A 17,556-nucleotide genomic window follows, 5' to 3' on the forward strand; every position below is an offset into this window, starting at 1 on the left:
GCGAGCCACGGCTTAACACCTCGATCGGCGCTTCGAAAGGCTTGTTCCACCCGCCCGTATATGATTAGCAGCTAATGTAGCGACACTGGCGTTCCTCCCGAATGCCAGAACCGGGACAGTAGCGATGTTGACCTTCCCGAAACGGCTCCTTGAGGGCTATCAGACGTTCCGTACCCAGCGGCTGCCCACCGAGCAGTCGCGCTACCGCGAACTGTCCGAACGCGGCCAGTCCCCCGAAGTAATGGTGATCGGTTGTTGCGACTCGCGCGTCTCGCCCGAGGTGATCTTTGACGCCGGTCCCGGCGAATTGTTTGTGATGCGCAACATCGCCAATCTCGTGCCGGTCTATCAGCCGGACGAGAACGCCCATGGCGTTTCGGCAGCGCTTGAATTCGCCGTCAACGTGCTGCGGGTGAAGCACATCGTGGTGCTCGGCCACGCCCAATGCGGCGGCATCCGCGCTTTCGTCGACAAGATCGAGCCCTTATCGCCGGGCGACTTCATCGGCAAGTGGATGGCGATGTTCGTCAAGCCCGGCGAAGTGGTCGAGCAGCGCAGCCACGAGAGCATGCAGCAATTCATCGTCCGGATTGAGAAGGCCGCGGTGTTCCGCAGCCTGGAGAACCTGATGACGTTTCCCTTCGTGCGCAGCAGGGTTGAGCACGGCGATCTGCAACTGCATGGCGCCTATTTCGGCGTGGCCGAGGGATCCTTGTTCGTCCTCGATAAGGTGAAGAAGGAATTCCTGAGCGCGCGGGAGAACGGATAGAAGATTGCGAATGGCCGGCAGCCGGAGCGGCCTTGCCCCATTATTCCTTGTTCGTCCTCGCTATTTTTCACCGTGATCGCTGCCCCAGCGATCGGACAGAGCCAGCATCAGTGTCGAGATCACGAACACCAGGTGGACGGCGACCAGCCAGGCGAGCTTTTGCGCGTCGAACACGGCATCGATGTTCATGAACGCCTTCAGGACCTGAATGGCTGAAATCGCGACGATGGAGGCGAGCAGTTTCTGCTTCAGACCGGCGAAATCGACCTTGGTCATCCAATCCGGCCAGTCCGGATGGCCCCCCGGATCGATCCGCGAGACGAAGTTCTCATAGCCTGAAAAGACCACGATCAGGATGAGGTTGCCGGTCAACGAGACATCGATCAGGCTGAGCACGCCCAAAATGATGTCCGTCTCCTTGGCACTCGGCATATGGACCACGAATTCCCACAGCAAAATGCAAAACTTGAGCAGCAGCGCCGCGAGGCTGATGACGAGACCGAGGTAAAACGGCGCCATCAGCCAGCGGCTGTTGAACAGGATGCTCTCGAAGCCCTGCTCGACGCGCTTCAGCACAGGGTTGGGTCGATAGGGAGCGGGTTGTTCGGTCATTGAGATCCCCGGTTCCGCTCCTGGCCCTTAGGCCGCCCGTTTTTTCGCGCGAAGCAGCTTGCGGTTGATCAGCACTTCCGCAATCTGGATCGCGTTCAGGGCCGCGCCCTTGCGGAGGTTGTCCGACACGCACCACAGTGCAAGGCCGTTCTCCACCGTCGCATCCGCGCGAATGCGGCTGATATAGGTGGCGTCTTCTCCGGCGGCTTCGTAGGGCGTCACGTAACCGCCCGGCTCCTGCTTGTCGATGACAAGGCATCCGGGCGATCGGCGCAGGATATCGCGCGCTTCGTCAGGCGTGATCGGATTTTCGAACTCGATATTGACGGCTTCGGAATGGCCGACGAACACCGGCACGCGCACGCAAGTCGCGGAAAGCTTGATCTTGGGATCAAGAATCTTCTTGGTCTCCGCCATCATCTTCCACTCTTCCTTGGTGTAGCCGTCCTCCATGAATACGTCGATCTCCGGGATGACGTTGAAGGCGATACGCTTGGGGAATTTCTTGTTGACCACGTCGCTGTTGGTGTAGATCGCCTTGGTCTGCGAGAACAGTTCGTCCATTGCGTCCTTGCCGGCGCCCGACACCGACTGATAGGTCGCAACCACCACGCGCTTGATCACCGCCTTGTCGTGCAGCGGCTTCAGCGCGACGACGAGCTGCGCCGTCGAGCAGTTCGGATTGGCGATGATGTTCTTCTTGGTGAACCCCGCGGTCGCGTCCGCATTGACCTCCGGCACGATCAGCGGAACGTCGGGATCCATGCGCCAGGCCGAGGAGTTGTCGATGACGACCGCGCCGGCAGCGCCGATCTTCGGCGACCACTCCTTCGACACCGAGCCGCCCGCCGACATCAGGCAGATGTCGACATCGGAGAAGTCATAATGCTCGAGCGCTTTGACCTTCAGGGTACGGTCGCCATAGGAAACCTCGACGCCGACGCTGCGGCGTGACGCGAGCGCCACGACCTCGTCAGCGGGGAATTTGCGCTCATCCAGAATGTTGAGCATTTCCCGCCCGACATTGCCGGTCGCGCCGACCACTGCGACTTTGTAACCCATCGTTCACTCTCCGACGAAAAAAGCCCGCCTTCCGCAACAAGCAGAAACGGAAGAAGTGGCGCTTCTATGCGAGAAGAATTCTCGCATTGATATCGCTTCACTTTTTCAACTTGTACCCACCGCTGTACCCACACAGCTTTGAGCCGTGATGATCCGGCGTGATCCAGTTCTTAAACCCCATTGACCGGCTGGAACGCAAGGCCTAGTTGTCGCGCGTCGTGAGGTCGAGAGCGCCCTTTTGGGGATGCACGTGATCGCCTTGGGCAGAGGGATGCAGGCCATATGGTCCCCTCGGTGTCCCGTTGAGCCGGGCAGCGAGAAGATGCATGTCCGAGCCATTATCCCTGTCCCCGGAAGGGGCCGCCGAATATCTCAGCCTCTCCAAGCCAACTATTTACCGCCTCCTAGCCGCTGGCGCGCTCACTGGTAAGCGTTGCGGCTCCCGGACGTTGATCGATGGCCGTTCGGTCCGGGCCTTTTACGCGGCCCTCCCTGACTTCGTGGCGGGCACTCCAATCCCGAACGCGCCGCATATGCTCAGCGGTCGGGTGCGCCGGAGGAAAACTTGAAGCCGTAGTCGCGCTCTAGCTCAGCGATGATTTCCGCCTTCTGTTCGGGGGTCATCTGCTTTCTGGGAACCTTGGGCATCAGTTTGATATGGCGCCCCTGCGGCCAGTGATCCAAACAGAAAAACTTGGCACGTGCGGCATCAAGCTGGGCGAAGTACGCGGCCAGTGCTTCCGGCCCGGCGGCCTTGGGCGGCCGTTTAACGCGCGAGCGTGCTTCGCGCATCATCACTTGATATGCGGCAAGCCTCTCCGGCGTCACTTCGATTGCTTTGGCCCTCATGGCGATCTCCTAAAGCAAGTCTGTCAGCCATTTTGCTTGTCGCGTGTAGCCTTTGACAGGCTCTCCGCGATTGATGCGGATTAGCTTTGGGCCGGACCATCCGAGTTTGCGCATCACCTTGGCGAGGCGCATGCCGTGCGCGGGCTGTTGATTTCTCGGCTCAATGCCAATGGCTTCGCCGAGCAACCACGCCGATGCTGCCCGCTCTTCGTCATCCGTGACGCCATAAAATCGATTGCCCGAATGCGGCGAAAGATCGTGCAATGCGTCTTCCCAAGGATCGATCTCTGTGCGCTTGTCACGCTCGGCACGTGCATCGGCCCAGAACTCTTCCGGCAACGCGATACTTTCGCCGGTCTCTTCAAGTTCAACCGCTTCCGCCCAAAGGTCGTCACGATACTTGATGATCTTCGTAACGTCGATTGAACGAAGCACATCAGCGGAGAGAAATCGGCGGTTCTCTCCCGATGCCGCACGCAAATAGGCGTCATCGTTCGTAGTGCCCCATTGGACGGCGGTGCGCGGCGCGCTGATCGGATTGCGACCAAACGCGCGACGGACGCGATCATTGCCACGGGACAGGCTTGCCTTGAGCTTATTCCAATCCGCTTTAGTGATGCCTGAAAGCTCGGGGCTCTCTTGCGCCCACATCCCGCGCAAGACCTCTTCCACTTCCTTTGCGCTGAGGCCGATGGTTGATTGATCCGTAAAATATTCCTGACCGTAGAGCGCGCTGATCGCACTCGACTTGTTGAAGCCCTCCGGGCTCTGCAACACAACCATATAATCAAACTTGCATCCTGGCACTCGAATGCGACGCACGGAAGCCATCATCACAATGCGCGAGATGGCGCGATTGAGTGGCGTGTCTGGCGTGTTGAAATAGTCGGGAAGCAGTCGGCTCGTGCGTTCTATGCCATCCCACTGCGGCAGGCTCGCGAAATAGCTCTTGATCGGATGAAAGCCCCGCATCGTGCACATGCGCCTGACAGCATCATCCATGTTTTTTGTGGACGGCTCGAAACGAAAGTTCTGGCGGACAAGCTCGCGAAGCGCCAAGACCCTGTCGTCAGAAATCTCGCCGACCTCATCGCGCATCATGCCTCCGCCGATCAAGTACTCACCCCGAAAAATATTATAGCTACAATCAATGCCGAGCTTTTTGATCGCGATCATCGAATTGTAAAACGTGTCAGAGGGTCGCGCATTCGGGCCGCTTCCAACGTAGTCGGCGAACTCGTCAGGCAGTTGCGTGCCGAGCGGCACAAGCAATGCATTCGCGCGGACTGGGGACTGTGACATGATGCAACCTCTCAATTCCGACGAATACGGGATGCGCGATGACGAACGATGCCAGCGCGCTTGTCGGCGCGGGCTTCGCGCTCTTGGATATCGAATTTCTTTTCGGCGATGTCGTGGAGTGTGGACGCGAGACAATGCGCCGCGTGCGCATCAATGAACTCGCGTTGCGTGGAGAAGCCCGAACCGGCGGCTACGATCAAATCAAGATGCTGCTCCGCCTTGAACATCGCATCCCAAAGCGGACGCTTGTCTTGGCTTTTCACTCGCTGCTTCGAAAGCTGCGCTTTCCGCGTGAGGTAGTCGTTACGTGCCGTAAGGACTTGACCGTATTCCATTCGCGCAATGTAGAGACGATGCTGAACTTCTCGCGAATAAGCGTGCGGCTCCAGCGCCTCTATATCTTCATCGCTTAGTTCGGACTTTTCGATGGCGTTGTAGCGAGCAGAGAACCACCTGCGATAACGATCCTCATCCCACATATGATCGCGAAGGCGTTCGAGCCGGTCGAGCTTGTCGCCCAGCATCGCGATCTTGCGCGGGCTCGGCGGCTTCGGCGGCATGTAGTCGGGCGGATGGCCGAACGCGTCTAGTCCGATCTCTGCAAAAAGTTGTTCTGATGCGCTAGGCATGGTGCTTCCTCCGGGCTGAGCTTCCGGGGGACACGGATGCAGATTGGCGTTGAGATCGGCGAGCGGCTTCGCGCGCGAGCGCACGCTCTCGCATCTTCGCACGCGCGGCGTTTTGCTCTTCGATGGCTTCGACGGATTGACGCGCCGCGATCACTTTGAGGTCGGATCGCATGATGGCGACAAGGGCGCGCTCGGCTTTTGAACCAAGTAGCCTTGCGGTTTCACGTGAAGTCGGGTAGATCGCGTTCATGGCCGCCTCCATCGGTCAGCATCTCCGGCGTCGCGATATTGCAAGCATCGCGAGCCAGCTTTTAACGGGTCGCGTTGTCGAGGCGCGACCCGTTTCAATTTTCACTCATCGTCGTCGGGCTCTTCGAAAATCACTCTCGGCAGGTGCGTCGCGTAGCGGTAGGCCTGCTCCAGCTTTTCGAGTTCGCCCGGCTTGAGACGGCCGGGCAGATATAAGCAATTCGGTGGCACGTCATCCGCTGTGGCGACGCTCTCTCCGTCATCGGGTGCAGGCTCATCAAACAAAGGGCCTAGAAAAGCATCGTCACTCATCGTCTGACCCTGTCGGCAACGCGCTCTTTATCGAGCCAATTGGAGACGCGCTGCGCTTGTCGGCCGGACCGCGAAGACGCGATAAGAGTTCCTGCTCCAGCGGGGATAACGCACGGCCTGCACGTTCGCTCGCCGTCGGTTGATATGGCGTACCTGTCGCAGGCTGGCGAATGACGCGCGGCGGCTCCGGTGCTGGCGCCGGCATCGTGACGGGATCAAGCTTATCCTTGATCGGCTCGGTTGATGTTACGTCGCTCTCAATCTCCGCTATCGTAGCGTCTTCGATCTTCTCGGCCTGCTTCGGGCCTTCGATCACTGCGACCGGCGCGGGTTGGCTTGAGAACATCTTCGGGCTCGGCGCTGCGGCGACCATGACGCCTCCGGCAATGCGAGCATTCATATCGATATCGATTTTCGACTGTCGCTTGTATCGCGCGGAGTGCGCGGCCAAAATGCCAAGCACAAGATCAGTTGCCGGTGGCGTCCAAACCATTTCGGGGACAAGATTGCCGTTCCCGTCGCGTAGATACTTGTCGCGATCAGTGAGCCCAAGCAAATCGCGCATGCCTTCGTCAAGCCAATCGGGGTTTAGCTTATAGACCGTTTGGCCCTTGTACTGAGCAACTTGCCAAACACCATTGAGCGCGCGATCACGCGCGGAGGCCTCGATATCCTCGATTGATCGCGAGATGGCGCGGCGCGTGTGACGATGAAACCAATCCCATACGCCCGTGAACTCAAAATAGAATTCTGAACCCGTGACCTTGTTGGCTTCATCCCGCCGTGAAGCAATCTCCCACTCTCGCGGGGTTTCCTCATAAATGCCAACGCGTGCAGCCGCCTTCTTAATCATCATTAAGTCGCCGAGCGCAGTCAGGTATGCAGCGAACATCTCGGGAGACTTTTTCGTCATCGGGCTACTCCCTTGCTCTGTCGCTTCAAACAACCGGCCACGAAGGCCCGGTGCCTTTGACGCTCGCGTTCTGCGTTGGCTCGCGTTCGTATTTTTGCGCACGCGACGCACGCCGCGTTGCTAACATAGCGCGGCGATGTATGGCCCATCGCGCACGGCTCGCCTGTCGTAAACTTGATTTCTCCAGCCACGAGAGCAGCGAGACGGGCAGGATAAGAGTAAGGAACCTGCATGGGGACATCTCACAAACTCAGCGGCCGAAATAAACGCGTTTGCTCTTTTGCGCTCCCCGAGCCGTTAAGTTTTGCTCCAGCGGCCAAACACGCAGGCCTGCGGGCTCGGGCTCTTTCGCCTTCGAAGCAAGGGCTCGCTCTGCATCACGCATCGCAGCGTCGCGTACCAAGCTTTCATGCGTGACGCGGTCGGTGTTGGCGCTCAGCCATGCTGCAATCGCCTCGCCGTTGGCGCGCTCCGCGTCTTTCAGCGCACGCGATGCCTTCACAACGTTACTTTGTGCGGCGGCAAGAGCGTTGTTCGCTTCTGCCAACACCATCGGCTGCCTAGCGATGGCGAGCGCCTTGCGTGCCGCCATCAGTTCGGCTTCATGTTCCGGCTTGCGATCCGCCTTAGTTTTCTTTTCCAGGGCGGCGACTTTGTCGGCGAGCTTCTTCAAGCTCTCGTCAGCCGATGGTTTCGTCTGGCCGTTGTTCGCAGCAATCGCAGCCTGCAAAGCTTGCTGATGTGTCTGAGGCGGGTTGAATTTATCTCGGGTTGCAAGTGCCGTGTGATATGCGGCCTCTCGCTCGCGCACGGTTATACGTGCCAAAGCCAAATTCTCTTCGGCCTCGCGCTTCGCGGCGTTGGCGGATACGACACCGAAGAGCTTTTCGCGCCTCACATCGTCAAGCTGTTCGATCTCAGCGGCGAGCTTATCGAGATCACTGCGAACGTTGCCGAAAGCGTCAAAGATTTCCAACATCGGGAACTCCCATTTTCAGTAGCAGGCCGCCTCGCCCGGAGACCGAAGTAAGACGGCCCGCGTCATAGCCGCGTGCGGCACTTGCGAGGTACATCTCACGGCTAGTCGGTTATCGACGTGCCTCGCCGCGCGGCGCGATCTGTTGAACGGCTCGATTGCTGTCGCTCGGAATTTTCGCTGGGTTCGCGTTGACGTTCCGCATTCCATGGGCGGGCTTGATCGGCGCGGCACTGATCGTGCGGTTCGTATTGACCATCGACGCCTTGACATCGACTGGCGCGACCGGGCGACGCTTCGCAGCTGTCGGGAAATACTTCGGTTTCTCGGCGGGCAGCAATGACGAGCCTTGAAGCGAACTTGTGTCGCCGTAACCCACTTGCGCCTTAAAGCGTGACGCTACGATTTCCTCAGCCATATGTTGGCCTCCTATGTTGATCGTTGCTAGTAAGAACCGAGCGGGCCGCTCATGCCGTCCATCCACGGACCGGATACGGCCGGGCCGTTTGCTCCGGGCGCAGAAGTCCCATCGCCCGGACTTCCGGGAAGCGGCGAGCCATTCGGCATCTTGACGTTCTGCGGCGCACGCATTGGCCAATGTCGCGATTTTCTTCCGGGGGACTTCCTGACGTGAACGCTATGTTCAACGTGCTTTTCAACGACCGGCCTCATCAGACCCTCCACAATTCAGACGCACGCACGCGCGGCGTATTCTTGGCCAAGACAAATGCGACCTCATCGCCCGGTACCGGCGACATGCCGCGCACGACAGACGCGCTAAACCAAACGTCGCCTTCGGGCGGCCGTTCGATGAACCCGTAGTAATTGCCGTGCTCGTGGTCCCATCGGATGATCTTGATGCGACCGCGCAACATTTCCCTGTCAGCCATTGGCCTCGCCTCCGCTCATCACGACAAGGCAAGCGCGAGCGCAAGCACCTTCGGGCAACTCTTCGTCGGCGATCTCAAACGCGACACGCATACCCACGCGCGGCGGAACTGAGCGCGGCCAATCGGCGATGGACACGTACAACGGTTCGCCGCCATCATCCGGCTTGATCATGCCGTGGTCACTAGACCACGAAGTAAGCACGCCCATCATACGATGACCCTCACATCGTAAGCTTGAAGCCGATTGTTGCCGCCGATGTGTGTTTTGCGCGTCCTGATTTCGAGCTTGGCACCGATGTACGGCACGCCCTCGACGATGTCGGACGCGAACACAAGAACGTCGCGTTCGCCGACCTCCGGCTTAGCGAAGCCATAGGCTCTATGGCGCGGCGTCGCAGGTATCCACTTTATGAGTTCGGCTTTCATGGCGATCATTCGCTCAGCTTGCGCTTTGATGCGGGCAACGACTGGCCGCCGACCTTGTGACCGATGAACGAATGATCGAAGCCTTCGGCCTCGCTCTTGGCTTTGTCGCGTGCACTCAACCGACCGGCGGCGCGCAGATGCTTCGATGCATCCTCAACATGGGCCACGATACCGCGTTGATGCGCGTGCTTCGCGCTCGTTCCCATGCCGTCGTGGATATTCGGGCTGAGGGCCGTCTGAGAGAGCTTGCCCGCCGTCTCATCGTCGATGCTCTGACCGTGGAGATATGGATGGATCGCGCCGGTTGTCTGGCGCTTCATGCCGCGCGAGATCGGCACTGCGCCGACTTTCTTCGGTTTGCCGCTGTCTCTGGCAAGGTTCAATTGACCGTTTTGAATGCGGTTTCCGTTAGCGAACCGAATTGGCTTGTTCATGTCATCGCCCCCTCAATGGTTGACCTGAAATTGTTACACCCGCTGCTTTCGCCAATGACGTGGCGAGCTTGGTGGATTGGCGTATGATCCGCAGTTGCTCGGCCTGCCGCGCAGCGGCGTCGCCGTTTTTCCAGCTTGGATGCCAAGGGTTAGTGGATGGCTTCGTCGCGTCCGCACTCGGCTCTTTCTTGATTGCCTTGACGACTTGCCCGACCTTGAGACCGCGCTCGGCGAGTTTCGCAGTCAATGCGCTCGTTCCGTGCTCTCGGGCGAACGCTGCTTGCGCGTCGGCGTTCGTGAAGACTGCCACGTCTTCATCTTCCTCGCCCTCCGCTTTCGGCTCGGGCTGAAACCAGTGCGGCGATGTCTCACGCTGCTTTGGCAGCCAGAGCGACAGCGGCTCGTTGACCTCTTCGTGCGCGTAGCGGGCTCGCACATCGGGGATTGCGCTCGGATGGACCCTGTTTCCATCGCAGATGAATTTGATGTCTTCGAAGTCGAGCACGCTAGCCATTGGGGATTACCTCGATCTTTTGGTTACGTGTTTGATGAGTTGCGGATGATCGCGAAGCCACTGTTCAAGGTCGGCAACGATGACGCGACGCTTGGGCCGCACGCCGTCGCCGATCAGGTGAACCCGCAGTGCGCCGCTCTCCACGGCTGGCTTGATGACGTTTTCAAAGTGCAAGCCAGTTGCGCTCGCGCATTGTGTCGGCGAGAGCGCAATCCTGATCGGCAAGAGCTTGTGTTGGCGCGACATCGTGAACCCTCTCGAATTGACGGGCTCGCGCATGGGCCTCCACGCGCGAACCGATCTGTCAATGTGCGGTGATTTGAGGGGGTGACCTTGACGGGACTTCGCCTACCCATCATCGCCGAAGGTCTCGGCGTTACGGTTTCGTGCGGCACGGCACCATGGCCTTGCGGCGGATGCGACCACGCGCATCACTCGAAACGTCGCTCTATTTTACTGCACGCACTCTGCAATACAACTAGCAACTTCGGGTGGTCTAAGCGTGCTCATTTCCGACATGTGAAAGTGCGGAAACCCCGATTTTTGCAGGGTTTCGCGCATGTCGCTGTTGAGGCTCTGCGGCGAGGTCGAGGGGAAGCGGCGGTTTTGTGTGAGGGCCTTTTCAAGGTCATGCGGCATGTGGCCCGCTTGGTTCTGATTGGCCGCGCGGGCTCCTGGGCGATGCAAAAGCCGCCCAGCCGTAGTGCTCTAACCTACGAACGGCTTGTAACCGTTGTAACCGCAGATGTAACCGAGCGGTTACGGGTTTTCGTCAATGGGATCAACTTTGTAACCGTGTAACCGCGAAATACACGTATCAAGAGTTTTTACCTTTTCCAAAAGTCTTTGGAGGGCAGGGTTACGCGGTTACAGCGGTTACAAACTGCCTCCGGCTACCTTTGGCTTGGTCAAACGCTGAGGAAAAGCCTATTCCGGGGCGGCGTTAACTTTCTGTTAACCATATAAGTGTCTGTAATTACGTGTTAATCCGCTCTCATTAACCTCTAAGCCCGGATTAACTATGCGATTGTCGACTAAGTCATTGAATAGGCGTCGTTTTTGGCACTTATGCCCACTCATGCGTTCGACGCATATCGTGCCTTATTGTGTTCTGTTAACCCCCTGTTTACCCTAATTTAGGAATACACTTGACCTCGAAAAACGCAATGAAATCAATTCACTAATTCGCCCATCGGGTGTTATGGAACATTGGATCGTTTGTACGCTAACGATTATTTCGGATTTTCCGAAGCCGACTTGCAGCCGTGGTTAAGAGAGGGTGGAAGTAAGCTATGGGGTAGCTCCCATCAACCCGGCATGAACCAAAACCGCTATGCCCCCCTAGCGTCCACGCACTTGTTGAATGAAGAGCCCAAAATCCCAGAAAAATAAAAACGGGTTGGAAACTAGAACCCCCTCGCCTCATCTAGCCGCGTTGTACGTGACACTGGGTCCTGTCTTACCATGCACGCCGATGTCGTCTCCAAGGTCGCTCTGACGCGTACCGCTCGCCATGGCTTCGGGCTGACATCAGCCCCGCCATCACCAAGCCTTCATTAACCCCATGTACTGCACGCGCTGGTGGCGTCACCCGACGTACCGTATCTTCAACCTATGGCTTCGATCCTGTCTGAAAAAGCACGGCTTGCACGGGCGCACTTCGCCCTGATCGAGCCGGACTATCGGCCAGTGATCATCCCAGCCGATGAAGGCGAGATCATCGCAGAGCCAAAACCAACTCCGGCCGCCAAGCGTTCGACGAAGAAAGCCGATCCCCGATCACGTAGGTACGGCCTCATACGCCGTGTTATCTTCGACGACGGCTTGCCAGCAATGGGCGATGGTTACGACGGTGACGCGGTTCCAATCGACAACAGCGACGAATTTTGAACCAACCTCCGCGAGGCAGCTTTCGTCATACCGTAGAGCAGGTCGCCACTGGGTGCTCCGGCTCGCGCCGTTTCGCTAGCGGTGTGATCTTGCACGACTGATGATCATGAGCGGCCGAACGATCACGGCGCGAACCTATCGTCAATGAAGTTGCGACCTAACATTTTCGTGGGTTGTACCGTAGAACATTAACACGTTCACCATTCACGGCGATATCGTTTCTAAGGGTCATTGTCCGACCGGCTCCGATGTGTAGCCTTCCGCGCAATGCACGCGTTTTGCCTGCATCAACCTTTGAAGCCGGAGAACTCTCAAATGACGACCTACACAGTATCTCGGAAGATCAACGCTGCATTGGCGCGGCTGTCGGACGCGAACGCGAAGCTTCTTGACACGCCCGGCATCTATAATCCGCGCACCAAAGAGGATCGCGCCAAAGCGTTTATGAATAGGTGCGCCTACGATGAGCGCCGCATGGCCGTTGAGGCACTATGCGCGGCTCTACAGGCTGAGCGAGAGCGTGGGGAGGCCGCGTGATGACGACGCGCTATCGCGTGCATCCGCGCCGGGCCTATGACGGCGAAGAGCGCGACATTGGGACGGATGTCCCTATCACGGAAAACAACGTTGTCGCGATCCTGACGGCGGCAGGTTTGAAGCCAGAGCTTGACGATAGCATTTCTATTTTCAGGCGCGAGGCTCCAGACTAACTTCGGGCTTTTTGACATCGTAAAGCCTGTTGCAGGGGCGGACGCGGCGCGTTCTAATGGGCCGCCATGTCTCCGAAACACCATCAACCGCCGATCTCCGGCGGAGATCGCAAGGCACTCAACAAAGAGCTTGCCAAGGCGCGCGTGATGACGGGCATTTTCGCCGAGCGCTCAGCGGAGCTTCGCGAGCGTGGTGAGGCACTGATCAAGGAAGCCGATAGCCTCGCTTGCCAGTCGTGGAACGAACGGATGTGGAGCGATGGCGGCCCCATCGATCCGAGCCCAACCGTGGATCAAGCCGTCAACGGTGGCTTCCCATGGCTTGAGATCGAGTGCAGCCGGTGCAAGGCAAAGCGTGACGTTGACCTCACGGCCCTGCCCCACGTCGATACGACTTGCATTCACGATCTCGCCAGCCGTCTTGTGTGTGCGAAGTGCAAAGCTGTCGGCAAGCGGCCCAAGGCAAGGTTGCTCCAGCTAATGCCGCGCTCGCGATATTCTACGCTAGAAGATTAACACATTCACCATACCGCACGTATTCTACGGTAGAAGACCGCTCCTATTGCAATCGGACCGAGGGCGCGCACATTGAGCGCACGAGACGCCCATTTTCGCGTTGCTTCGATAGGAGCCAAGGATGTTGATGGACAACACAATTCAATTCACGCCTTCCCGTGCCCAGATGAAAGAGCGCGGGAACAGATACTCCGCAGCGGCGAGCGCGCGGCGTCATGCATTGGCTGGCGTGAATGCAGCGTATCACGCATTGGAGATCGCGCACTACGTCGCCGAGGCCAGTCAAAACGACGAGGCGATGGTTGCGGAGTTAGAGGCGGAGGACGCCGTCATGGCTGCGGTGGAAGCTCTCACTGAGGCGCAGACCCAATACGTTGAAGCGTTCCACAACTATGTGCTTGCGCCGGGAGACGCTGCATGATCAGCGTCGCACGCATCCAAGCGAGAGACCGACGCCAAGCAGCTATCCACGAGGCCGGGCACTACGTCATTGGGCGATGGCGCGGTGTTGGCATTCAGTGGCCGATGATCTGGCCTACCAAGACGCCGGACCTGAACTCCGAAAAGACATGGGTTGGACACGTCCAGTTCACACCCAATATCAGGATCAGCGCCGAGAACGGGCGGCTCATTGGCGTTGCGGGCGCGATAGCTGAGAACTTCACCCGCGATCCCTAAGGTGATGACTACCTCCTTGAAGAATTGTTTTGGGAAGAGCCCGAAGTGATGTCCGCCACGGATTGGCAGTTTGCACGGACCGCTCCCGGCCAGCCTGATCGCAAGCTCATGCGAGCGGTCGAGCGCGTGCACGCGAAGTTGAGGGGCGGTATGTGGTCGGAAGTTTGTAAGGTCGCCCGCAATTTGATCGTTGAGACGCGTGAAGGCTATTCGTGATCAAGCGCGCCCTCCCGATCCTCCCCGTAAGGTTGCCAATGGCTTCATCAGGACGATGCGCGCCGACTTCGACGAAAGTGGCGCAATGAAACGCGACGCAATGCCCCGCATCAACTCAGCATCCTTCGGGAGTATCAAGCGCCGGGCGAAAAGCCATTGCATCGGGATTAGTCGAGATAACAGACTGCGACCGTCACGATTGCGAGCGACCAGGGCCGCTGCTCTTCGCCAGCTTTTCAAGAGCCGAAACGCGGCGAGCTAGACTGCTTGTTCGTTGGACTAACAAAGCAATGCAGACGCAAAGAAAGACGATATCGTAAATGCTTGCCGGTGCGGCATGTACGTCTCCCCAAAACCCAGACAGCGTATCCCACACGATGCTACTCCAGCCCTGCGTTTCGTGCTAACCTGACATCTAAAGCCTATCACGCGAACGGAGTTTCGAGCATGAGAAAGCTCAACATCATTCCTAAGATCGGGACAAAGCGGCGCGCTAAGTTGGACGCGATGATCCGACTGCACCCGCAGAAGGGTGCGGAGCAGTGCGAGCTAGAAGAAATCGATGGGAACGGCGGATGGGGCACCTATAAGAACGACGGCGCCGAATACGCGGATTTTCTAGGGGGCAAGCTTCACATTTGGGGAGAAGGCAAAAGCCGCCGGTACTGGATTGAATTGCCGCAGGGTCACTACGCTGCCATGCGTTGATGGTTTCTTTACCCGATGCGGCGACAGTGCGCACGGGCTGCGTACCACGCCTAAGCCGTTGCCGATCTCAACCCGGCGGCGGCTTTCGTCTATTGGCCACCGACGCGTTCTTCGAACTTTTTCCTGCCCCTAACTACTGTCCGGTCTGCGCACGTTCTAAACTGACGGCGTGTCGCCGAACTTACCCGCAAGTGCTTCGCGGATAATATCTGCCTCAATTTGAGCGGATGCCATGAGGCCCTTGATCTCTTCAAGTCGCTGCCAATACGCATCCCAGCGTTCGGCCCCAACCGCAGACCGAAGGTCATCCTCGCTTACTGGCATTTGGCCGCCCCACTCTTCGAACCTGCGAAGCTTATCAGCGCGCTCTTCAATATCTGAGACACCCCGGCTGCGAGGCGAGTTCTTTGCGGTGCCAAGCATCCACGTTTCCCAGTGGTGGCCGCCCTTCGATTGATTGCAGGTGCCGCACGATGGCACCAAATTCTTGGCGCAATGAAAATACCCTGACGGGCGTTTGTTCTTAACAATTGCAAAGAAGTGATCCAAGTCGGAGCCTTTAGCACCACAGTAAGCGCACTGGTCACGCGCGATGCCAAACTTTTCCAGCCCCTCTTCTAATTGATCGGCGTCCGAGCTTCGCGGAATTATCGCTTGGACAAACACCGCAGCGAGCGAAGAGCTTCTGCCGGTTATCTTTGGCCGACCCGCCATGCTCGTCTCTCATTGCTGGTGATTTTCTAGTTGGCTTAAACTCGATAATCGCGGATCGCGCTTTGGTCGAGATCGGAAGCAGGCACGAGTTTGTAGTGGCGCTCTTCGACAACCTTAACAAGGTCTTTGACAACGGTCAGTTCGAACATCGCAATGCGCTCTTCCGACATGAACTGAACAGAGATTGCTCTGCATCGCATTCCGACAAATTTTTGCGCGCACCAAGAAATGTCTTGTTTGGTTTGAACGACGCTAATTTGATCGCTACCACCTTTCGCTTGCACGGGCATGACGTAATGACAACCGTGCTTATCGATCCCGAAATAAAGTTCGTCGATCTCAATCTGACCGATCCCCTTAACCGAAGTTCGAAGATGATTTTGAAGCGAATAGGTGGTTAGCCCGAGAAACGTATCGATAAGTCGATTGTATCTGACAATCGCGAGAAGGGCTTGTTCGTCGTCTAAGGCATAGGCGCGAATGATTTCCGGGGTCGCGTCGGGAATTTTGATAGTAACCGCATCAGAACGGGGAAGAATGCGGTTCAAGGTTACCAGCACAAAGGCATACTTGGCTCGACCGGCACCTTCGATGATCCATTCTTTTCCCTTCGGCTGGGTCTTTAAGATGGAAGCAGGCATGTCCGTTCGATAGCGAAGGGAATAGATTACGTCCCCTAGATTTTTCGGCACATCGATCTTCAAATGTTTGGATACTGAAACGATTTCATCGCGGTCGAACTCGAAACGGACTGAGCCCGGCTTGTAGTGATCCGCGAAAATGCGTTCAATCAGAGCGATATAACGGTTCTCGACCGCCTCTCCCTTAGCCATGCAACTCTCCCAAGGCGCGAAGTCGAGCCGCTTCCGTCTCTTGCTGTGTTCGTTTCCGAGCGCCGCTCTTCCGGTCTCTGCGACCATTGGGAGCGGCTACCTCGAAGTACTTAGCCGCCTGTGACATTTCCATCGAGAGAAGAGCTTCGTCGCCAAGCCGAATTGTCTTTCGCGGGCGACCCGGCTTGATGCCAAGGCCTTTAGCTATCTCGCTCCCAATTGCCCGAGCCAGAGCAGGCGGTACAGCGTTCCCAACCTGCCGCGCTCCGTGCCACTTGGTCGAATGCAAACGAAACCAATCGGGGAAGCCATGCAGCCGCGCCATTTCTCTTACGGTGATACAGCGTGCATATTTGTAGTGTATTGGTCGCGGGCTCGTAAAAGCACCTCTAGCACCGTCAGTGCCTGCTCTCAACGTGTTGGAAAGTCCCTTCGCTGGCAGACGGAAGAACCTCGAAATTGGCTCGACCGAACCTGGCTCCGTGCGCGCGAACCTTTGCTGGGAAATTACCGAATGTCCCGTTCTCCATGAAGAAGTCAGAACTGACGGGTCCCAGTCTCTAACGTAGCCATAGTGCCAAGCGTCATTCGCCAAGCACCGCATTTCGCTGGCGTAGGCGGATGGCTTATTCCATTTCGCGGGGCGAACGCTATCACCGTGTTCCAAGGCCGTGTACTTATCGGCATCTGGCAAGTCGCTAAGCGCATCGGCGCAAGTCGGGCCATGCGGCAATCCTAACGCGAGTTCGTCGGCAGCACTCGTTGTTCGCCGTGGATAGTCTGGCAAACGAACGCCTTTCTTCGCGCCGACTAAAATCAGGCGCTCCCGATGTTGTGGAACGCCGAAATGAGCGGCATCAAACACCTGCCACGGCAAACGCACGTTGTACCCGGCTTCCGAAAATGCGGCCACAAGCTCATCCAAGAAGGCACGATGTCGTCCGACCGTCAGCCCCTTCACGTTCTCAAAAACAAATGTCTGCGCTCGCAATTCGCTCACAAGCCGAACAAATTCAAGAACGAGTGAGTTTCGCGGATCGTCGAGAACGCGATGCCCTATCAACGAAAAGCCCTGACAGGGCGGCCCTCCAAAAACGCAATCGACCTGCTGATTGCCAATCCCAGCGGCTCGCCTGATTTCCGCGCCGGTGATCTCTGCGACGCTTTTTGGAATGACCGCGCAATTTGGAAAATTGAATTTGTGAACCGCACAGTGGATCGGATCGATCTCGACTGATGCTACCACGTCGAAACCTGCCTGCTCAAAGCCGAGCGACATACCGCCTGCGCCCGAAAACAAGTCAATCCCAATAGGCCGCGCCATCGTCACCCCAAATCAAGCTCCAGATATCGA

General features: G+C 57.6%; 27 protein-coding genes. 9 read left to right on the forward strand and 18 right to left on the reverse strand.

The features are described from left to right. The first annotated feature begins 124 nt into the window (after nt 1-124). On the forward strand, nt 125-769 hold the full coding sequence (locus tag NEZ08_RS13135) for a carbonic anhydrase (protein WP_298107412.1): 645 nt from the start codon (nt 125-127) through the stop codon (nt 767-769). A gap of 60 nt (nt 770-829) precedes the next feature. Here the strand turns inward: NEZ08_RS13135 and NEZ08_RS13140 are convergent, their stop codons facing one another. Together NEZ08_RS13140 and NEZ08_RS13145 are read right to left on the reverse strand one after the other, a co-directional pair. Continuing rightward, a complete protein-coding gene (locus NEZ08_RS13140) occupies nt 830-1,381 on the reverse strand; it encodes a TIGR00645 family protein (RefSeq protein ID WP_298107413.1) in 552 nt (183 codons plus the stop codon). A 27-nt stretch (nt 1,382-1,408) separates the two neighbouring features. Continuing rightward, nucleotides 1,409-2,443, reverse strand: coding sequence for an aspartate-semialdehyde dehydrogenase (locus tag NEZ08_RS13145; protein ID WP_298107414.1), 1,035 nt, complete (start codon nt 2,441-2,443; stop codon nt 1,409-1,411). A gap of 326 nt (nt 2,444-2,769) precedes the next feature. On the opposite strand from NEZ08_RS13145, the gene NEZ08_RS13150 reads away from it, so the two are divergent. Continuing rightward, nucleotides 2,770-3,012 (forward strand): helix-turn-helix domain-containing protein, encoded by a 243-nt coding sequence (locus NEZ08_RS13150; RefSeq protein ID WP_298107415.1) that lies wholly within the window; start codon nt 2,770-2,772, stop codon nt 3,010-3,012. On the opposite strand, the gene NEZ08_RS13155 is transcribed toward NEZ08_RS13150, so the two are convergent. The 13 genes from NEZ08_RS13155 to NEZ08_RS13215 all read right to left on the reverse strand — a co-directional run bounded on the left by NEZ08_RS13155 (nt 2,981) and on the right by NEZ08_RS13215 (nt 10,183). Beyond that, on the reverse strand, nt 2,981-3,292 hold the full coding sequence (locus NEZ08_RS13155) for a hypothetical protein (RefSeq protein WP_298107416.1): 312 nt from the start codon (nt 3,290-3,292) through the stop codon (nt 2,981-2,983). The genes NEZ08_RS13150 and NEZ08_RS13155 overlap by 32 nt on opposite strands. 9 nt (nt 3,293-3,301) lie before the next feature. After that, nucleotides 3,302-4,594 carry a virulence-associated E family protein gene (locus NEZ08_RS13160; protein ID WP_298107417.1) on the reverse strand — a complete coding sequence of 431 codons (1,293 nt, stop codon included), beginning with the start codon at nt 4,592-4,594 and terminating at the stop codon, nt 3,302-3,304. An 11-nt stretch (nt 4,595-4,605) separates the two neighbouring features. Next, nucleotides 4,606-5,307 carry a hypothetical protein gene (locus NEZ08_RS13165; RefSeq protein WP_298107418.1) on the reverse strand — a complete coding sequence of 234 codons (702 nt, stop codon included), beginning with the start codon at nt 5,305-5,307 and terminating at the stop codon, nt 4,606-4,608. 267 nt (nt 5,308-5,574) lie between these two features. Beyond that, nucleotides 5,575-5,784 carry a hypothetical protein gene (locus NEZ08_RS13170; RefSeq protein ID WP_298107420.1) on the reverse strand — a complete coding sequence of 70 codons (210 nt, stop codon included), beginning with the start codon at nt 5,782-5,784 and terminating at the stop codon, nt 5,575-5,577. After that, on the reverse strand, nt 5,777-6,697 hold the full coding sequence (locus tag NEZ08_RS13175) for a hypothetical protein (RefSeq protein WP_298107421.1): 921 nt from the start codon (nt 6,695-6,697) through the stop codon (nt 5,777-5,779). The genes NEZ08_RS13170 and NEZ08_RS13175 overlap by 8 nt, the downstream gene beginning before the upstream one ends. A 250-nt stretch (nt 6,698-6,947) precedes the next feature. Beyond that, nucleotides 6,948-7,676, reverse strand: coding sequence for a hypothetical protein (locus tag NEZ08_RS13180; RefSeq protein ID WP_298107422.1), 729 nt, complete (start codon nt 7,674-7,676; stop codon nt 6,948-6,950). A gap of 109 nt (nt 7,677-7,785) precedes the next feature. Continuing rightward, nucleotides 7,786-8,091, reverse strand: coding sequence for a hypothetical protein (locus NEZ08_RS13185; protein ID WP_298107423.1), 306 nt, complete (start codon nt 8,089-8,091; stop codon nt 7,786-7,788). 253 nt (nt 8,092-8,344) lie between these two features. Beyond that, a complete protein-coding gene (locus tag NEZ08_RS13190; protein WP_298107425.1) occupies nt 8,345-8,563 on the reverse strand; it encodes a hypothetical protein in 219 nt (72 codons plus the stop codon). Further along, nucleotides 8,556-8,735: a hypothetical protein gene (locus tag NEZ08_RS13195; protein ID WP_298107426.1), complete on the reverse strand. Its 180-nt coding sequence runs from the start codon at nt 8,733-8,735 to the stop codon at nt 8,556-8,558. Before NEZ08_RS13195 ends, NEZ08_RS13190 begins: the two co-directional genes overlap by 8 nt. Nucleotides 8,736-8,770: 35 nt before the next feature. Next, nucleotides 8,771-8,989, reverse strand: coding sequence for a hypothetical protein (locus NEZ08_RS13200; protein ID WP_298107427.1), 219 nt, complete (start codon nt 8,987-8,989; stop codon nt 8,771-8,773). Nucleotides 8,990-8,994: 5 nt separating this feature from the next. Next, nucleotides 8,995-9,423: a hypothetical protein gene (locus NEZ08_RS13205; RefSeq protein ID WP_298107428.1), complete on the reverse strand. Its 429-nt coding sequence runs from the start codon at nt 9,421-9,423 to the stop codon at nt 8,995-8,997. 1 nt (nt 9,424) lies between these two features. Next, a complete protein-coding gene (locus tag NEZ08_RS13210) occupies nt 9,425-9,937 on the reverse strand; it encodes a hypothetical protein (protein ID WP_298107429.1) in 513 nt (170 codons plus the stop codon). 6 nt (nt 9,938-9,943) lie between these two features. After that, nucleotides 9,944-10,183, reverse strand: a complete 240-nt coding sequence (locus NEZ08_RS13215; protein ID WP_298107430.1) for a hypothetical protein — start codon at nt 10,181-10,183, stop codon at nt 9,944-9,946. A 1,368-nt stretch (nt 10,184-11,551) separates the two neighbouring features. Between NEZ08_RS13215 and NEZ08_RS13220 the strand changes: the two genes are divergently transcribed. The 7 genes from NEZ08_RS13220 to NEZ08_RS13250 all read left to right on the forward strand — a co-directional run bounded on the left by NEZ08_RS13220 (nt 11,552) and on the right by NEZ08_RS13250 (nt 14,655). Then, nucleotides 11,552-11,827 carry a hypothetical protein gene (locus tag NEZ08_RS13220; RefSeq protein WP_298107431.1) on the forward strand — a complete coding sequence of 92 codons (276 nt, stop codon included), beginning with the start codon at nt 11,552-11,554 and terminating at the stop codon, nt 11,825-11,827. Between the two features lie 315 nt (nt 11,828-12,142). Continuing rightward, complete coding sequence (locus tag NEZ08_RS13225; RefSeq protein ID WP_298107433.1) at nt 12,143-12,364, forward strand: hypothetical protein; 222 nt, start codon at nt 12,143-12,145, stop codon at nt 12,362-12,364. Continuing rightward, nucleotides 12,364-12,537, forward strand: coding sequence for a hypothetical protein (locus NEZ08_RS13230; RefSeq protein WP_298107434.1), 174 nt, complete (start codon nt 12,364-12,366; stop codon nt 12,535-12,537). Before NEZ08_RS13225 ends, NEZ08_RS13230 begins: the two co-directional genes overlap by 1 nt. Nucleotides 12,538-12,603: 66 nt before the next feature. Beyond that, on the forward strand, nt 12,604-13,053 hold the full coding sequence (locus NEZ08_RS13235) for a hypothetical protein (RefSeq protein ID WP_298107435.1): 450 nt from the start codon (nt 12,604-12,606) through the stop codon (nt 13,051-13,053). A 121-nt stretch (nt 13,054-13,174) separates the two neighbouring features. Continuing rightward, entirely contained in the window at nt 13,175-13,474 is a 300-nt protein-coding gene (locus NEZ08_RS13240; protein WP_298107436.1) for a hypothetical protein, read from the forward strand. After that, a complete protein-coding gene (locus tag NEZ08_RS13245) occupies nt 13,471-13,731 on the forward strand; it encodes a hypothetical protein (RefSeq protein ID WP_298107437.1) in 261 nt (86 codons plus the stop codon). The genes NEZ08_RS13240 and NEZ08_RS13245 overlap by 4 nt, the downstream gene beginning before the upstream one ends. A gap of 663 nt (nt 13,732-14,394) precedes the next feature. Continuing rightward, nucleotides 14,395-14,655 (forward strand): hypothetical protein, encoded by a 261-nt coding sequence (locus NEZ08_RS13250; protein ID WP_298107438.1) that lies wholly within the window; start codon nt 14,395-14,397, stop codon nt 14,653-14,655. A gap of 156 nt (nt 14,656-14,811) precedes the next feature. On the opposite strand, the gene NEZ08_RS13255 is transcribed toward NEZ08_RS13250, so the two are convergent. From NEZ08_RS13255 to NEZ08_RS13265, 3 genes are read right to left on the reverse strand one after another with little or no spacing between them, the layout of a single operon-like run. Beyond that, nucleotides 14,812-15,369 carry an HNH endonuclease signature motif containing protein gene (locus NEZ08_RS13255; protein WP_298107439.1) on the reverse strand — a complete coding sequence of 186 codons (558 nt, stop codon included), beginning with the start codon at nt 15,367-15,369 and terminating at the stop codon, nt 14,812-14,814. Nucleotides 15,370-15,404: 35 nt separating this feature from the next. Next, the gene (locus NEZ08_RS13260; protein WP_298107440.1) at nt 15,405-16,202 is read right to left on the reverse strand and encodes an endonuclease; all 798 of its coding nucleotides are present in this window, start codon (nt 16,200-16,202) and stop codon (nt 15,405-15,407) included. Next, nucleotides 16,195-17,526 carry a DNA cytosine methyltransferase gene (locus NEZ08_RS13265; protein ID WP_298107441.1) on the reverse strand — a complete coding sequence of 444 codons (1,332 nt, stop codon included), beginning with the start codon at nt 17,524-17,526 and terminating at the stop codon, nt 16,195-16,197. Before NEZ08_RS13265 ends, NEZ08_RS13260 begins: the two co-directional genes overlap by 8 nt. Nucleotides 17,527-17,556 lie beyond the last annotated feature (30 nt).

The organism is Bradyrhizobium sp., assembly GCF_027451485.1.
Lineage (GTDB): Bacteria > Pseudomonadota > Alphaproteobacteria > Rhizobiales > Xanthobacteraceae > Bradyrhizobium.

Bases quoted from the DNA above. Each gene is read 5' to 3' on its own strand.
- NEZ08_RS13135 (WP_298107412.1), top strand. From the start codon at position 125: ATGTTGACCTTCCCGAAACGGCTCCTTGAGGGCTATCAGACGTTCCGT.
- NEZ08_RS13140 (WP_298107413.1), bottom strand. From the start codon at position 1,381: ATGACCGAACAACCCGCTCCCTATCGACCCAACCCTGTGCTGAAGCGC.
- NEZ08_RS13145 (WP_298107414.1), bottom strand. From the start codon at position 2,443: ATGGGTTACAAAGTCGCAGTGGTCGGCGCGACCGGCAATGTCGGGCGG.
- NEZ08_RS13150 (WP_298107415.1), top strand. From the start codon at position 2,770: ATGTCCGAGCCATTATCCCTGTCCCCGGAAGGGGCCGCCGAATATCTC.
- NEZ08_RS13155 (WP_298107416.1), bottom strand. From the start codon at position 3,292: ATGAGGGCCAAAGCAATCGAAGTGACGCCGGAGAGGCTTGCCGCATAT.
- NEZ08_RS13160 (WP_298107417.1), bottom strand. From the start codon at position 4,594: ATGTCACAGTCCCCAGTCCGCGCGAATGCATTGCTTGTGCCGCTCGGC.
- NEZ08_RS13170 (WP_298107420.1), bottom strand. From the start codon at position 5,784: ATGAGTGACGATGCTTTTCTAGGCCCTTTGTTTGATGAGCCTGCACCC.
- NEZ08_RS13175 (WP_298107421.1), bottom strand. From the start codon at position 6,697: ATGACGAAAAAGTCTCCCGAGATGTTCGCTGCATACCTGACTGCGCTC.
- NEZ08_RS13180 (WP_298107422.1), bottom strand. From the start codon at position 7,676: ATGTTGGAAATCTTTGACGCTTTCGGCAACGTTCGCAGTGATCTCGAT.
- NEZ08_RS13185 (WP_298107423.1), bottom strand. From the start codon at position 8,091: ATGGCTGAGGAAATCGTAGCGTCACGCTTTAAGGCGCAAGTGGGTTAC.
- NEZ08_RS13190 (WP_298107425.1), bottom strand. From the start codon at position 8,563: ATGGCTGACAGGGAAATGTTGCGCGGTCGCATCAAGATCATCCGATGG.
- NEZ08_RS13195 (WP_298107426.1), bottom strand. From the start codon at position 8,735: ATGATCAAGCCGGATGATGGCGGCGAACCGTTGTACGTGTCCATCGCC.
- NEZ08_RS13200 (WP_298107427.1), bottom strand. From the start codon at position 8,989: ATGAAAGCCGAACTCATAAAGTGGATACCTGCGACGCCGCGCCATAGA.
- NEZ08_RS13205 (WP_298107428.1), bottom strand. From the start codon at position 9,423: ATGAACAAGCCAATTCGGTTCGCTAACGGAAACCGCATTCAAAACGGT.
- NEZ08_RS13210 (WP_298107429.1), bottom strand. From the start codon at position 9,937: ATGGCTAGCGTGCTCGACTTCGAAGACATCAAATTCATCTGCGATGGA.
- NEZ08_RS13215 (WP_298107430.1), bottom strand. From the start codon at position 10,183: ATGTCGCGCCAACACAAGCTCTTGCCGATCAGGATTGCGCTCTCGCCG.
- NEZ08_RS13220 (WP_298107431.1), top strand. From the start codon at position 11,552: ATGGCTTCGATCCTGTCTGAAAAAGCACGGCTTGCACGGGCGCACTTC.
- NEZ08_RS13225 (WP_298107433.1), top strand. From the start codon at position 12,143: ATGACGACCTACACAGTATCTCGGAAGATCAACGCTGCATTGGCGCGG.
- NEZ08_RS13230 (WP_298107434.1), top strand. From the start codon at position 12,364: ATGACGACGCGCTATCGCGTGCATCCGCGCCGGGCCTATGACGGCGAA.
- NEZ08_RS13235 (WP_298107435.1), top strand. From the start codon at position 12,604: ATGTCTCCGAAACACCATCAACCGCCGATCTCCGGCGGAGATCGCAAG.
- NEZ08_RS13240 (WP_298107436.1), top strand. From the start codon at position 13,175: ATGTTGATGGACAACACAATTCAATTCACGCCTTCCCGTGCCCAGATG.
- NEZ08_RS13245 (WP_298107437.1), top strand. From the start codon at position 13,471: ATGATCAGCGTCGCACGCATCCAAGCGAGAGACCGACGCCAAGCAGCT.
- NEZ08_RS13250 (WP_298107438.1), top strand. From the start codon at position 14,395: ATGAGAAAGCTCAACATCATTCCTAAGATCGGGACAAAGCGGCGCGCT.
- NEZ08_RS13255 (WP_298107439.1), bottom strand. From the start codon at position 15,369: ATGGCGGGTCGGCCAAAGATAACCGGCAGAAGCTCTTCGCTCGCTGCG.
- NEZ08_RS13260 (WP_298107440.1), bottom strand. From the start codon at position 16,202: ATGGCTAAGGGAGAGGCGGTCGAGAACCGTTATATCGCTCTGATTGAA.
- NEZ08_RS13265 (WP_298107441.1), bottom strand. From the start codon at position 17,526: ATGGCGCGGCCTATTGGGATTGACTTGTTTTCGGGCGCAGGCGGTATG.